The sequence below is a fragment of the Sphingopyxis sp. GW247-27LB genome (assembly GCF_002277025.1).
GTDB lineage: Bacteria > Pseudomonadota > Alphaproteobacteria > Sphingomonadales > Sphingomonadaceae > Sphingopyxis.
The window spans coordinates 472,375-487,907 of the sequence record NZ_NIWD01000008.1; the positions used below are offsets into that span (position 1 = coordinate 472,375).

Below are 15,533 nucleotides of genomic sequence, written 5' to 3' on the forward strand. Positions count from 1 at the left end.
CGGATCTCATAGAACAGGGGTTCTCCCATGCGCCTATCGCGTTTCTTCATCGACCGGCCGATCTTCGCGGCGGTCCTCGCGGTGATCATCACCATCGTCGGGGCGGTGGCCTATGTCGGCCTGCCTGTCTCGCAATATCCCGATATCGTCCCGCCGACGGTCACCGTCACGGCGAGCTATCCCGGCGCCTCGGCCGAAACCGTCGCCGACACGGTGGCGGCGCCGATCGAGCAGGAGATCAACGGGGTCGAGAATATGCTCTATATGAGCAGCCAGTCGACCGGCGACGGCGTCGTCACGATCACCGTGACCTTCGCGATCGGCACCGACCTCGATGCCGCGCAGGTGCTGGTGCAGAACCGCGTCGCGATCGCGACCCCGCGGCTACCCGAGACGGTGCAGCGGCTCGGCGTCGTGACGCGCAAGACCTCACCCGATTTTCTATTGATCGTGAACCTCGTATCGCCCGACAAATCGCTCGATCGCGCCTATATTTCCAACTATGCGCTGACCCAGCTGCGCGATCGCCTCAGCCGCATCGACGGCGTCGGCGACGTACGGCTGTTCGGCAACCGCGACTATGCGATGCGCGTGTGGATCGACCCTGGCCGCGCCGCCGCGCTCGACCTGACCGCGGGCGAGATCGTCGCCGCGCTGCGGCGCGAGAATGTGCAGGTTGCCGCCGGTTCGCTCGGCCAGCCGCCCTATGCCAATGGCAGCGATTTCCAGCTCAACGTCGAAACGCAGGGCCGGCTGACCGATCCCAAGGATTTCGCCAATATCGTCATCCGTAGCGATGCCGACGGGCGGCAGGTCCGTGTCGCCGACGTCGCGCGCGTCGAGCTGGGCGCGTCGGATTATAATTCGAATACCTATCTGTCGGGCGATCCGACGGTGATCCTTGCGACCTTTCAGCGCCCCGGATCGAACGCGCTCGCCGCCGCGCAGGCGGTCGAGGCCGAGATGCAGGCGGCGTCGAAGAGCTTTCCCAAGGGGCTCGAATATCGCGTCATCTACAACCCCACCGAATTTATCGCCCAGTCGATCGACGCGGTGATGGACACCTTGTTCGAAGCGGTGGTGCTCGTCGTGATCGTCATTCTGGTCTTCCTCCAGAAGTGGCGCGCGGCGATCATCCCGGTGCTCGCGATCCCCGTGTCGCTGGTCGGCACCTTCGCGGTGCTCGCCGCGCTCGGCTACAGCCTCAACAACCTCTCGCTGTTCGGCATGGTGCTCGCGATCGGGATCGTCGTCGACGACGCGATCGTCGTCGTCGAGAATGTCGAGCGCAATCTCGAAAAGGGGATGAGCGCGTTGGAGGCCGCGCGGACGTCGATGGACGAGGTGTCGGCGGCGCTGGTGGCAATCGTGCTCGTGCTCTGCGCGGTGTTCGTGCCGACGCTGTTCCTCACCGGGTTGTCGGGCGCCTTCTACCAGCAGTTCGCGGTGACGATCTCGACCGCGACGATCATCTCGCTGGTCCTTTCGCTCACCTTGTCGCCCGCGCTCGCGGCGATCCTGCTGCGGCCGCACGCGGCGCCCGCCGACGAAGGACGCGGCATGCGGATGGTTCGCCGCGCCGGCGACGCGTTCAACCGCGGCTTCGAACGGATGGGCGACGCCTATGCGGCGCTCACCGCGCGGCTGGTGCGCGCGCCGAAGAAAGTGATGGCGACCTATGCCGGGTTGATCGCGGCGACCGTCGCGCTGTTCTGGGCGACGCCGACGGGGTTCATCCCGGCGCAGGATCAGGGTTATTTCCTCGTCGTCGCCAAGCTGCCCTCGGGCGCCTCGGTCGAGCGTACCGACGCGGTGCTGCAGAAGGTCGCGGCGCGCGTGCTGCCGGTCGACGGCGTGCTCGGGTCGGTGATGCTCGCGGGCTTCGACGGTCCGTCGCAGACACTCGCGCCCAATTCGGCCGCCGCCTATTTCCCGCTTAAATCGTTCGAGGAGCGCAAGAAGCTGGGCGTCACGCTGCAGGACATCATGGGTGAGGCGCAGAAGCGCACCGCCGACATCACCGAGGCGCAGATCGTGATCATTCCGCCGCCGCTGATCCAGGGGATCGGTTCGGCGGGCGGCTACCGGATGATCGTGCAGGATCGGGGCGGGCACGGCTATGCCGAGCTGGCGAAGGAAGTGAACGGCCTGATCGGCAAGGCGAACCAGACGCAGGGCCTTGCCAACGTCTTCACCTTCTTCGATCCCACCAACCCGCGCGTCTTCGCCGACATCGACCGCGCCAAGGCGAACGCGCTCGGCGTCCCGCCCGACCGCGTGTTCGAAGCGCTGCAGGTCTATCTCGGCTCGGCCTTCGTCAACGACTTCAACCTGCTGGGGCGCACCTACCGCGTCACCGCGCAGGCCGACGCGCCCTATCGCCAGACGGTCGCCGACATCGCGAATCTTCGCACCCGGTCCAACTCGGGGGCGATGGTGCCGATCGGGTCGGTCGCCAATTTCGAGGACCGCACGGGGCCGTACCGCGTCACGCGCTACAACCTCTTCCCCGCGGTCGAGGTCGATGGCGACACCGCGCCGGGATCGTCATCGGGCGCTTCGCTGACGACGATGGAGAAGCTGGCGAGCACGGCGCTGCCCGCGGGCTATGGCACCGAATGGACGGGCATCGCCTTCCAGCAGAAGGCGGCGGCGAACACCGCGGGCATCGTCTTCGCGCTCGCGGTGGTCTTCGTCTTCCTGGTGCTCGCGGCGCAATATGAGAGCCTGACCTTGCCGCTCGCGATCATCCTGATCGTGCCGATGTGCCTGCTGGCGGCGATGATCGGGGTCAATCTGCGCGGCATGGACAATAATGTCCTGACGCAGATCGGGCTCGTCGTCCTGATCGCGCTCGCGGCGAAGAACGCGATCCTGATCGTCGAATTCGCCCGCCAGGCCGAGGAGCAGGACGGGCTGCCCCCCATCGAGGCGGCGGTGCGCGCCGCGCGCGACCGCCTGCGCCCGATCCTGATGACGAGTTTCGCCTTCATCCTCGGCGCGGTGCCGCTGCTGGTCGCGAGCGGGGCGGGGGCGGAGCTCCGCCAGGCGCTCGGCACGGCGGTGTTCTTCGGGATGCTCGGCGTGACCGCGTTCGGCCTCGTCTTCACCCCGACCTTCTACGTCGTCTGCCGCGCGCTCGGCGAGCGGCTGGCGCAGCGCCGCCAGCGCGGGGCGGGCGATCATGGCGCGCTCGCGCCGGTCCCGGCGGAATAAGGAGAAAGATCATGATGCTCCGCACTATCCTCACCGCCGCATCGGCGCTCGCGCTCGCCGCCTGCGCGGTCGGCCCCGACTACAAGGCGCCGCAATCGGCGTCCGCCCCCGCCGCGACCGGCGCGTTCGTGGCGGCGGACAGCAGCGCCGTCAGCCTCGATCCGGTCGCGGCCGACTGGTGGCGCCTCTATGACGACCCGGTGCTCGACGGGCTGGTCGGCGACGCGCTGAAGGCCAATAGCGACGTCCGCGTCGCGGTGGCCAACATCGCCAAGGCGCGCGCCGCGCTGCGCGGCGCGCGCGGCGACCGGCTGCCGCAGACCGGGATCGCCGCCGGCGCCGACTATGGCCGCAGCCCGGAAGGGCAGCGCCTGCCGGGCGGATCCCGCGAAGACTGGTCGGTCGATGCCGGGCTGAACATCGCCTATGAGGTCGACCTGTTCGGCCGCGTCGCGCGCTCGGTCGAGGCGGCGCGCGGCGACGTAGCGGCGGCCGAAGCCGATGCCGAGGCGGTGCGCGTGATCGTCGTGTCCGACACGACGCTCGCCTATGCCGATGCCGCCTCGGGCGCCGCGCGACTCGACGTCGCGCGGCATATCGTCGAGCTGCTCGATCGGCAGGTGATGCTGACCGGGCGGCGCAAGGAGGCGGGACTCGCGACCGGGCTCGACCTCGCGCGGATCACGACGCTGCGCGACCAGCGCGCCGCCGACATTCCGGCGCTCGAGGCCGAGCGGCAGGCGGCGCTGTTCCGCCTCGCGACGCTGACCGGCCGCGCGCCCGCGGCGCTGCCCGCCATTGCGACCGATCGCAATATCAGCCTCGAGATCACCGATCCCATCCCGGTCGGTGACGGGGCGGCGCTTTTGAAGCGTCGCCCCGACGTCCGCGCCGCCGAGCGCCGTCTCGCCGCCGACACCGCGCGGATCGGGGTCGCGACCGCCGACCTCTATCCGCGCATCACGCTCGGCGGGTCGGTCGGGTCGACGGGCACCGGCTTCGGCGACATCTTCGGCGGCGGGCCGCTGCGCTGGCTGCTGGGGCCGCTGATCAACTGGGCCTTCCCCAATCAGGAGCCGGCGCGGGCGCGCATCGCGGCGGCCGAGGCCGAGACGCAGGCATCGCTCGCGCGCTTCGACGGCACGATGCTGCGCGCGCTAGAGGAAACCGAAACCGCGCTCTCCGGCTATGCGCGCGCGCTCGAACAGCGGCAGGCGCTCCGCGCGGCGCGCGAGCAGTCGGCGAAGGCGGCGCGGATCGTGCGCGCCCAGCGCGAGGAAGGCGCCGCGGACTCGCTCGCCTGGCTCGACGCCGAACGCACCGCCGCCGAGGCCGAAGCGGCGCTCGCGGCGCAGGACGCGGCGATCTCGCGCCGCCAGATCGCGCTGTTCCGCGCGCTGGCGGGCGGCTGGTCCTAGGAAGCCGGCTTGCTGGCCGGAGCCAGCGGCACGACGCGCGCCATCGCGGCGGCGGCGAGGATTAGCGTCGCCGCCGCGAAGGCCATCGTCCAGATCGGCTCACCGGGGAAAAAGGCCTGCATCACCTGTCCCATCACCGTCGCGACGAGCAATTGCGGCACGACGATGAAGATGTTGAACAGCCCCATGTAGATGCCGAGCTTCGCCTGCGGCAGGCTGGAGGCGAGAATCGCATAGGGCATGGCGAGCACCGAGGCCCAGAAGATGCCGATGAAGACCTCGCTGAGGATGAGCTGGGTCGGATCGCGCAGCACGAAGACGCTCGCATAGCCGATCGCGCCGCACAGCAGCCCGACGATATGGGTGCGCGCCGCGCCGATCCGCGCCGCGAGCCACGGCAGCAGCGTCAGCGCCGCGATCGCCGCGACGCCGTTGTAGATCGCGAACAGTTCGCCGACCCAGTTGGCGCCGTCCTGGTAGGCCGCCGAAGCGGGGTCGGTGGAATGGAAATGATATTGGGTGACGATCGGCGTCGTGTTGATCCACATGATGAACAGCGCCGACCAGCTGAAGAACTGGACGAGCGCGAGCCGCTTCATCAGCGCGGGCATGCCTGCGAAATCACCGACGATGCTCGACAGCATATTCGCCGTGTTGCCGCGGCGCGCGAGCGCGATCGCGAGCATCGAGGCGAGGCCGTAGCCCGCGAGCAGCGCGCCGAGCAGCAAGATCTCGCGCAGCAGCGCGAAGCGCATCTGGACGAAGGCGACGATGAGGCCGCCCGCGATCCAGGCGAGGCTGGCGCCATATCCGCGCGAGGCGAGCGCGCGCTGCGCGGGCGCCGCTTCCTCGGTGCGCGCGGCCTCGAACGCCGCCATCTGTTCGGGGCTGTATTCGCCCGTGGTGACGACGGTCCACAGCACCGCGAGGAAGAGCGCGACCCCGCCGAACCAGAAGGCATAACGCACCGTGTCGGGAATCTGCCCCGGCGGCGCGACATTGGCGACCCCCATCGCCTCCATCAGCGCGGGAAACAGCGAACCGACGACCGCGCCCGCGCCGATGAAGGCGGTCTGCACCGCATAGCCTGCGCTGTGCTGGTCCTTGCGCAGCATGTCGCCGACGAAGGCGCGGAACGGCTCCATCGAGATGTTGAGCGAGGCGTCGAGGATCCACAGCATCACCGCCGCGAACCAGACCGCGGGGCTTTCGGGCATGACGAACAGCGCGATCGCGGCAAGGATCGCGCCGGCGAGAAAATAGGGACGCCGGCGGCCGAGACGGCCGAGCCAGGTGCGGTCGCTCATATGGCCGATCACCGGCTGGACGAGCAGCCCGGTCAGCGGCGCCGCGACCCACAGGCCGGGCAGTTTCTCGATATCCTCGCCGAGCGACTGGAAGATGCGGCTCATATTGGCGTTCTGCAGCGCGAAGCCGATCTGGATGCCGAAAAAGCCGAAGCTGATGTTCCACAGGCCGGCGAGGCCCTGCCGCGGCTTCTCCATCGCGTCTCTCCCCTTCTGGCCGCTTGCCGGCTCTCGTCGGGTGAGGGTGTCGCAGCGTGGAGGGGAGAGAGCAAGCGCGGCGGGTTACGTATACGAATACGTGGGAGGTCGGCTTCCGGCCGAAATCGACGCTTGGCATATCACTAACGCGTCATTCCCGCGAAAGCGGGAACCCAGTGTGGAATCAGCCGACGCACGCTCTGGGTTCCCGCTTTCGCGGGAATGACGAAGGTGGGGTATGGCGGCAACTCACCCCAAAGCGGGTGCGGGATTTTCCTAAACCGCCGTGCTCTGCCGCTTGATCAGCCGGGCGGGCAGCATGGTACGGTCGGCCGCCTCGCCGTCGATGCGGCGGAGCAGCGCGTCGACGAGCAGTTCGCCCGCGCCCTTCATGTCCTGCATCACCGTGGTCAGCGTCGGCGAGGTCTGGCTGGCGGCGGGGATATCGTCGAAGCCGATCAGCGCGACGTCCTGCGGGCAGCGGAGCTTCGCTTCGGCGAGGGCGCGCATCGCGCCGATCGCGATCAGGTCGCTGCCCGCGAAGATCGCGTCGAACGCCTGTCCGCGCGCGAGGAGCGCCTTCGCGGCGGCATAGCCCGATTCCTCGGAGGAGACGGCGTCCTGCTGAAGCACCGGATCGGCGGTCAGTCCCGCCGCCGTCATCGCGCGGCAGAGCCCGGTGTAGCGGTCCTGGAATTCGGGCGCATGATCCGACGCATCGCCGAGGAAGGCGATGCGCCGCCGCCCGATCTCGATCAGATGCGCGCCCGCCGCTTCGCCCGCGCCGACATTGTCCGATCCGACGGTCAGCCCGATGCTGTCGTCCGACACCGATCCCCAGCGCACGAATTTGGTCCCCATCTCGACCAGATGCTCGAGCTTCGCGCGGTAGAGCTGATAGTCGCCATAGCCCAGGAGGATGATGCCGTCCGAGCGGTGGCTGTCCTGATAGGCGACGTGCCAGTCGTTGTGCATCTGCTGGAAACTGATGAGCAGGTCATAGCCCCTCAGCGCGCATTGCCGCGTGATCGACCCCAGCATCGACAGGAAGAAGGGGTTGATCATCGATTCGTCGGGGGTCGGATCCTCGAAGAAGAGCAGGGCGAGCGTGTGGGTGCGCTGCGAGCGCAGGCTCGAGGCGTTCTTGTCGACCGTATAGTTGAGCTCGCGCGCGATGCGCTCGATGTTGGCGCGGGTCGCGGCGCTGACCGATTTGCTGCCGCGCAGCGCGCGCGACACCGTCGGCTGCGACACGCCCGCCAGATAGGCGATGTCGAACGACGTCGGCTTGGACGAGGGCTGCCGCCCCATGTTCCTCTCCTGCCCCCGCGGCCGCCTGCTCTGGTGCGGCTGATCGCGAAGATTAACGGCTGGGCGAAGCCGTGCAAGGATTTGCATCGCCGCCGGCCCATCCGCTTCTTCGCTGTGGCCTTTTAGCGACAGCCGCCGCTGCTGCATAATATGCGTATACGTATACCCTATGGTCGCCGCCGCCGATTGGCTTCAATTGCGGGGCGAAGACGGGAACACCCGCGTGTCGGAGAGGAGCCTGGCGGACGCAACGCCGTCCCCGGACCGATGCGCGGCAAGACCGCCCGTCCGAGCCAGGGGAGCCTTTTCATGACCATGCCGACCACATTCCGCCGCGGTGCCAGCGCCATCGCGCTCGGCCTTGCCTTGACCGTCATCCTGCCGGGCGCCGCGATGGCGCAGGACGCGGGCACCGCGCCCGTCGACGACGCCGCGGCCGTCGAGGGCGAGATCGTCGTCACCGGCATTCGTGGCGCCATCAACAATTCGGTCCAGGCGAAGAAGGAAAACACCTCGATCGTCGAGGTCGTCTCGGCCGAGGATATCGGCAAGCTGCCCGACCTGTCGATCGCCGAATCGCTGTCGCGCCTTCCCGGTCTCGCGACGCAGCGCCTCGACGGCCGCGCCAATGTCGTGTCGATCCGCGGCCTCGCGCCCGATTTCACCACGACCCTGCTCAACGGTCGCGAGCAGGTGTCGGCTAGCAACAACCGCGGCGTCGAGCTTGACCAATATCCGTCCGAGCTTTTGAATGGCGCGATTGTCTACAAGACCCCCGACGCCTCGCTGATCGGGCAGGCGCTCGGCGGCACGATCGACATGCGGACGGTGCGCCCGCTCGCCTATGGCAAGCGCGCCATCGCCGTCGGCGCCCGCTTCGAAATGAACGACCTCGGCAAGCTCAACCCCGATATTTCGGACAAGGGCTATCGCGCCAACATCTCCTATATCGACCAGAATGCCGACGGCACGCTCGGCTGGGCGATCGGCTATGCGCGCATGCAGTCGCCGACCGCCGAGGAGCGGTTCAACGCCTGGGGCTATCCCGAGCTGGCCGACGGCACGAACACCGCCTTCCTGATCGGCGGCGCCAAGCCCTATGTGAAATCGAACGAATTGAAGCGCGACGGCGTGATGGCCGTCGTCGAATGGGAGCCCAGCGACAGGTTCCACACGACGATCGACGGCTATTGGTCGAAGTTCAAGGACGTCCAGCGCCTGCGCGGTATCGAGCTTCCCCTGGCGTGGGGCAATTCGACGCTGCTGCCCGGCTTCACCATCGAAAACGGGCTGGTGACGAAGGGCACCTGGTCGGGAACCGAGGCGGTGATGCGCAACGACGTCGTCCATCGCGATTCGACGATCATCGCCGGCGGGTGGAACAGCCAGTTCAAGCCCAACGAAAAGCTGACGCTCGAACTCGACCTTGGCTATTCGCGGCTCAAGAAGACCGAGGAAAACCTGGAGATCTACCTCGGCACCGGACGCGGCGCGGGCGTCGGCGCGCGCGAAACCGCGCTGGGGTTCGAACTGCGCCCGAACGGCGGCATCATCCTCGACCCCTCGCTCGACTATGCCGATCCCAATCTGTTCGTGATCACCGATCCGCAGGGCTGGAACAGCTGCGGCGGCGCGGTGCCCAACTGCCAGGACGGTTTCGTCAACACCCCGAAGATCAAGGATGAACTGAAATCGCTGCGCCTGCAGGCGACGCAGGAACTCGACGGCGCGTTCAGCAGCCTGCGCGTCGGCGCCAATTATTCGGATCGCAAGAAGAGCCTCGACGACCGCGGCTTCGTGCTGACCAGCAACGATTATCCGGCCAATACCGCGGTGCCCTCCGACTATCTCTTCGACCCGGTCTCGCTCGATTTCATCGGCATTCCCGGCATGGTCGCGTTCGACAGCTGGCGTTATTACAACGACGGCAACTATGCGCTGACCGACGAAGCCGGCTGGACCCCGGGGCGCATCTTCAACGACTATACGGTTCGTGAAAAGGTGCTGACCGGCTTCGTCCAGGCCAATTTCGACGCCGATGCCGGCGGCACGCCGGTTCGCGGCAATGTCGGCGTCCAGATCGTCCACACCGACCAGTCGGCGTCGAGCTTCTATGCGCAGGTCGTCGGCGGGCAGACCCAGTCGACGCCGGTGACCGACGGCGTAAAATATACCGAAATCCTGCCCAGCCTGAACCTGACGGTCGAATTCGCCGACAACAGCTTCCTGCGCTTCGGCGCGGCGCGCATGCTGGCGCGGGCGCGGATGGACCAATTGAAGCCGGGTGGCGGCGTCAATTTCGATTCATCGAAGCGCAACAACACCGACATCGACGCCTCGCCCTGGTCGCTCGACCTCGGCAATGCCAAGCTGCGGCCGCTGATGGCGGACTCGGTCGATGTCGCGGTCGAGAAATATTTCGGCCAGGGCGCCTATGTGTCGCTGGGCGGCTTCTACAAATATCTCGAAAACTACATCTATCGCCAGAACGACGCGTTCGACTTCACCGGCTTCGAGATTCCCGACGGCGGAACGGTCGCGACCTATCAGGGCATCGCCAAGCAATGGCGGAACGGGAACGGCGGCCATCTCTATGGTGCCGAAGCCTCGCTTTCGCTGCCCTTCGCGACCTTCTCCAACTCGCTCGACGGGTTCGGCGTGCTGGCCAGCGGTTCCTATACCAAGAGCCGCGTCCGCGAAGGCGCCGCCGACCCGATCGCCATGCCCGGCCTGTCGCGCTGGGTCGTGAACGGGACCGCCTATTTCGAAAAGGCGGGTTTCCAGGCGCGCGTGTCAGGCCGCTATCGCTCCAAGTTCCTCGCCGAGGTTTCGGGGCTCAGCCTCGTCCGCGACAAGGTGATGGCGAAGAGTGAATTCGTGGTCGACGCGCAGATCGGCTATACTTTCCAGAGCGGTACGCTCGAAGGGCTGGGCATCCTGCTCCAGGCGTCGAACCTGACGAACGAGCCGTTCGTGACCTATTACAACAACGATCCGCGCCAGATTCGCGACTATCAGAATTATGGCCGCAACTTCATGGCGGGCATCACCTACAAGTTCTGACATGACAGGCGGGCCGGGCGACAAGTCCGGCCCGCTTGTTACGGAACAGACCGTCCTCTGGCGGCGCTGCACGAGAGGAAATGGATAGAGTGGGCGACAGTCGCATCACGAAGGTGGTGATCGTCGGGGGTGGCACCGCGGGCTGGATGGCGGCCGCGGCGCTGTCCCGCACGATGGGCGGCCTGTCGATCCGGCTCGTCGAAAGCGAGGAAATCGGCACGGTCGGGGTCGGCGAGGCGACCATCCCGTCGATCCGGCTGTTCAATGCGCTGATCGGTATCGACGAGGATGATTTCGTCTGCGAGACGCGGGGATCGTTCAAGCTGGGGGTCCAGTTCCACGACTGGGGCCGGATCGGCGACGTCTATATGCACGCCTTCGGGCAGATCGGGCGTAGCCTCGGCATGCTGCCGTTCCAGCAATATTGGCTTCGCGGGCGGGCGGAGGGTGTCGCGGGCCGCGTCGGCGACTATTCGCTGAACGAGACCGCGGCGCACCAGAACCGCTTCGGGCGGCTGCCTCATATCCCGAACACCAGCCTCGACGGCATCGCCTATGCCTTTCATTTCGACGCTGCGCTTTACGCGGCCTATCTCCGCCGGATCGCCGAGGCCGCCGGCGTCGAACGCAGCGAGGGCAAGATCGCCGAGGTCAGGCGGAACGGCGAGACCGGCCATGTCGAGGCGCTCGTGCTGGAAAATGGCACCGCGATCGACGGCGAACTCTTCATCGACTGCTCGGGCTTCCGCGCGCTGCTGATCGAGGAGGCGCTCGGAACGGGCTTCGAGGATTGGACGCACTGGCTCCCCTGCGACCGCGCGATCGCGGTGCCGAGCGAGAATGCCGGCCCGGCGCGGCCTTATACGCAGGCGATCGCGCATCAGAGCGGCTGGCAATGGCGCATCCCGCTCCAGCACCGCACGGGCAACGGGCATGTCTTTTGCAGCGACTTCATCAGCGAGGACGAAGCGGCGGCGGTGCTGCTCGCCAACATCGAAGGCCGGCCGCTCGCCGAGCCGCGGACGCTGCGCTTCAGGACGGGGATGCGGCAGCGGGCGTGGAGCGGCAATGTCGTCGCGCTGGGCCTCGCCTCGGGTTTCCTCGAACCGATCGAATCGACCAGCATCCACCTGATCCAGAACGGCATCGCCCGGCTGCTGGCGCATTTTCCGGGCCGCGATTTCGATGCCGCCAATATCGACGCCTATAACCGCCGGATCCGCTTCGATCACGAACGCATCCGCGACTTCATCATCCTCCACTATCACGCCAATCAGCGAACCGATTCGCCCTTCTGGACGCGGTGCCGCGAGATGGCGATCCCGGAGACGCTGGCGCAGAAGATCGCGCTGTTCCGAAGCCAGGGCCAGCTTGTCCGCGAGGGCGACGAGCTGTTCGTCGAAATCGGCTGGTTCCAGGTGCTGACGGGGCAGAATATCGTGCCGCGCGGTTATCACCCGATGGCCGACCAGCTGAGCCGCGAGGAGCTGTCGGGCTTTTTCGGCGACATCGAAACGATCGTCGCGGGCGCCGCGTCGCGCCTCCCCACCCATGACGATTTCATCGCGCAGCATTGCGCGGCAGGAGTGCCCGCATGAGCCTTTTCGCATCCATCGCCGCGCTGAGCATGGCGGGCGCCGCGCCCGCCGCCGTTCCCGCCGACGACTATCGCCAGCGGCGGCCCGAGGATGAGATCGTCTATTTCCTGTTGCCCGACCGGTTCGAGAATGGCGATCCCGGAAACGACAAGGGCGGGCTCGAAGGCGACCGGCTCGCGACCGGCTATGACCCGGCCGCCAAGGGCTTTTTCCACGGCGGCGATCTCAAAGGCGTGATCCGGCGGCTCGATTATATCCAGTCGCTCGGCGCGACGGCGATCTGGCTGTCGCCGGTGTTCAAGAACAAGGTCGTGCAGGGGCCGAAGGGGCAGGAGAGCGCGGGCTATCACGGCTATTGGGTGACCGATTTCACGCAGGTCGACCCGCATCTTGGCACCAATGCGGATTTCAAGGCGCTGGTCGATGCCGCGCATGCGCGCGGGATGAAGGTCTATATGGACATCCTCATCAACCATACCGCCGACGTTATCGAGATGGCCGAATGCGACGGCTATGACTGCCCCTATCGCAGCCGCGCCGACTATCCCTATTCGCGCCGCGCCGCCGACGGGGCGCCGATCAACGACGGTTTTGCCGGCGACGCCTCCTCCTCGGCGGAGAATTTCGCCCGGCTGACCGATCCGAACTATGCCTATACGGTCAAGGTCGCGCCGCAGGAAAAGGACATCAAGGTCCCGGCGTGGCTCAACGACCCGATCTATTACCACAATCGCGGCAATTCGACCTTCACCGGCGAAAGCGCGACGATGGGCGATTTCGTCGGGCTCGACGATCTGATGACCGAAAATCCGCGCGTCGTTCAGGGGTTCATCGACATCTATGGCGACTGGATCGACCGCTACAAGGTCGACGGATTCCGCATCGACACGGCCAAGCATGTGAACCCCGAATTCTGGCGGGTCTTCGCGCCCGCGATGCTCGACCGCGCGGCGAAGAACGGCATCCCCCATTTCCATATCTTCGGCGAATATGCGACGGGCGACATGGACCCGGTGATCACCGCGCAGGGCACGCGGGTCGCGGGGCTGCCCGCGAGCCTCGATTTCCCCTTCTTCGCGGCGATCCGCGACGTCGTTGGCGGGCCCAAGGCGCCCGACTGGCTGGAAAAGCTGTTCTCGGCCGACCCGCTCTACGGCGACGACGGGGTCGCGCTCCAGCTTCCGACTTTCACCGGCAACCATGATTTCGGCCGCTTCGCGCATTATGCGCGCAAGGCATTCCCGGGCGCCAGCGACGAAGAGATGCTGCGCCGCGTCGAACTCGCGCATGCGATGCTGTTGGGGCTGCGCGGCGTGCCGGTCCTCTATTCGGGCGACGAACAGGGGTTCACCGGCGACGGCGGCGACCAGGATGCGCGCGAGGACATGTTCGCGTCGAAGGTCGCGATCTACAACGACAACGACCTGATCGGCACCGACGCGACGACCGCCGAGAGCAATTTCGACCCGAACCATCCGCTCTATCGCGCCTTCGCGCGGCTCGCGAAGCTGCGGCAGGATCATGTCGCGCTCCGCCGCGGCCGGCAGCTCATCCGCAGCTATGCCGAAAAGCCGGGGCTGTTCGCCGTGTCGCGCATCGATGCGGCGTCGGGGGAGGAAATTGTCCTGGCGTTCAACACCTCGAACGCGCCGCTGAGCGTCAACGTCGCCGTCGATCCCGCCAAGAACCGCTACACGTCGCTCCATGGCGACTGCCCGGCCGCGACCGCCGCGCCGGGGCAACTCGCCATCAACCTGCCACCGCTCGGATATATGATCTGCGAAGCCCGATGAACGAACTCTCTCCCCTGCCATCGTCCGCCCGCCAGTCGCCGCATCCCTGGTGGAAGGGCGCGGCGATCTACCAGATCTATCCGCGCAGCTTCGCCGATTCGAACGGCGACGGCATCGGCGACCTCGCGGGCATCACCGCGCGGCTCGACCATGTCGCGTCGCTGGGCGTCGACGCGATCTGGCTGTCGCCTTTCTATCCGTCGCCGATGGACGATTTCGGCTACGACATCGCCGATTATGAGGGCGTCGACCCGATTTTCGGCACGCTGGCCGATTTCGACGCGCTCGTGGCGCGCGCGCATGCGCTGGGGCTGAAGGTCACGACCGATCTCGTCTTCGCGCACACCTCCGACCGGCACGCCTGGTTCGCGGAAAGCCGCGCGAGCAAGGACAATCCCAGGGCCGACTGGTATGTCTGGGCCGATGCCAAGCCCGACGGATCGCCGCCGACCAACTGGCAATCGGTGTTCGGCGGCCCCGCCTGGACGTGGGACGCGCGGCGCGGCCAATATTATCTCCATAATTTCCTCGGCTCGCAGCCGCAGCTCAACGTCCACAACCGCGACGTGCAGGACGCGCTGCTGGGTGTCGTGCGCTTCTGGCTCGACCGCGGGGTCGACGGATTCCGCATCGACGCGATCAACTTCTCGATGCACGACCCTGAGCTTCGCGACAATCCGCCGGCGCCGCCGTCGAACAAGCCGCGCACCCGGCCGTTCGATTTCCAGCAGAAGATCTACAACCAGTCGCACCCCGACATCCCGCTGTTCCTCGAACGCATCCGTGCGCTGACCGACCAATATGACGGCCGTTTTACCGTCGCCGAGGTCGGCGGCGACGACGCGGCGCGCGAGATGAAGCTGTTCACCGCGGGCGAACGGCGGCTGGACAGCGCCTATGGCTTCGATTTCCTCTACGCCGATCGCCTGACGCCGCAGCTCGTGCGCGAGGCGGCCGAGGGCTGGCCCGACGCGCCGGGGGTCGGCTGGCCGAGCTGGGCGTTCGAGAATCACGACGCGCCGCGCGCGCTGTCGCGCTGGACCCCCGAGGACGTCGACCCCGCGGCTTATGCGCGGATGAAGATGGCGCTGCTCTGCGCGCTGCGCGGCAACATCATCCTCTATAATGGCGAGGAGCTTGGGCTCGACCAGGTGGAGATCCCCTTCGAACTGGTCAAGGATCCCGAAGCGCGCAAGAACTGGCCGCTGACCCTGTCGCGCGACGGCGCACGCACGCCCTTGCCGTGGGCGGCGGAGGCGATGCACGCCGGTTTTTCCGACGCCGATCCCTGGCTGCCGCTGGGCGCGGACCATGCCGCGCTCGCGGTCGACCGGCAGGAAGCCGATCCCGCGTCGATGCTCGCACTGACCCGCCGCCTCGTCGCGCTGCGCGCCGCGCATCCGGCGCTGCGTCGCGGCCGCAACGCGCATTGGATCGCCGAGGGCGACCTGCTCGCGTTCGACCGGATCGCGGATGGGGAGACGATCCGCTGTCTCTTCAACCTCGGCGGCGCTACGATCGACCTGGCCGCGCGCGGCGCGGACGGCACCCCGCTTGTGGCGCTGAACGGCGCCGATCCCACCCTGCTGCCGCCCTGCGGCGCGCTCTGGCTCCCGATGGAAGGATGAT

8 protein-coding genes are annotated in these 15,533 nt (G+C 67.1%); 6 read left to right on the forward strand and 2 right to left on the reverse strand.

What is annotated here, in order from left to right; all coding sequences use genetic code 11:
* The first annotated feature begins 27 nt into the window (after nt 1-27).
* Nucleotides 28-3,216, forward strand: coding sequence for an efflux RND transporter permease subunit (locus CD928_RS09855; protein ID WP_095386905.1), 3,189 nt, complete (start codon nt 28-30; stop codon nt 3,214-3,216).
* Nucleotides 3,217-3,227: 11 nt separating this feature from the next.
* Entirely contained in the window at nt 3,228-4,634 is a 1,407-nt protein-coding gene (locus tag CD928_RS09860) for an efflux transporter outer membrane subunit (protein ID WP_095386906.1), read from the forward strand.
* On the opposite strand, the gene CD928_RS09865 is transcribed toward CD928_RS09860, so the two are convergent.
* On the reverse strand, nt 4,631-6,139 hold the full coding sequence (locus CD928_RS09865; RefSeq protein WP_095386907.1) for an MFS transporter: 1,509 nt from the start codon (nt 6,137-6,139) through the stop codon (nt 4,631-4,633). The two genes, CD928_RS09860 and CD928_RS09865, sit on opposite strands and share 4 nt — an antisense overlap.
* Nucleotides 6,140-6,415: 276 nt before the next feature.
* Entirely contained in the window at nt 6,416-7,450 is a 1,035-nt protein-coding gene (locus CD928_RS09870; RefSeq protein ID WP_095386908.1) for a LacI family DNA-binding transcriptional regulator, read from the reverse strand.
* Between the two features lie 309 nt (nt 7,451-7,759).
* Between CD928_RS09870 and CD928_RS09875 the strand changes: the two genes are divergently transcribed.
* The 4 genes from CD928_RS09875 (at nt 7,760) to CD928_RS09890 (ending at nt 15,532) form a co-directional block, all read left to right on the forward strand.
* On the forward strand, nt 7,760-10,513 hold the full coding sequence (locus tag CD928_RS09875) for a TonB-dependent receptor (protein WP_095387368.1): 2,754 nt from the start codon (nt 7,760-7,762) through the stop codon (nt 10,511-10,513).
* A gap of 80 nt (nt 10,514-10,593) precedes the next feature.
* Nucleotides 10,594-12,111, forward strand: a complete 1,518-nt coding sequence (locus CD928_RS09880) for a tryptophan halogenase family protein (protein ID WP_217983750.1) — start codon at nt 10,594-10,596, stop codon at nt 12,109-12,111.
* On the forward strand, nt 12,108-13,904 hold the full coding sequence (locus tag CD928_RS09885; protein WP_095386910.1) for an alpha-amylase family glycosyl hydrolase: 1,797 nt from the start codon (nt 12,108-12,110) through the stop codon (nt 13,902-13,904). Before CD928_RS09880 ends, CD928_RS09885 begins: the two co-directional genes overlap by 4 nt.
* A complete protein-coding gene (locus CD928_RS09890) occupies nt 13,901-15,532 on the forward strand; it encodes an alpha-amylase family glycosyl hydrolase (RefSeq protein WP_095386911.1) in 1,632 nt (543 codons plus the stop codon). Before CD928_RS09885 ends, CD928_RS09890 begins: the two co-directional genes overlap by 4 nt.
* Nucleotide 15,533: the final 1 nt, after the last annotated feature.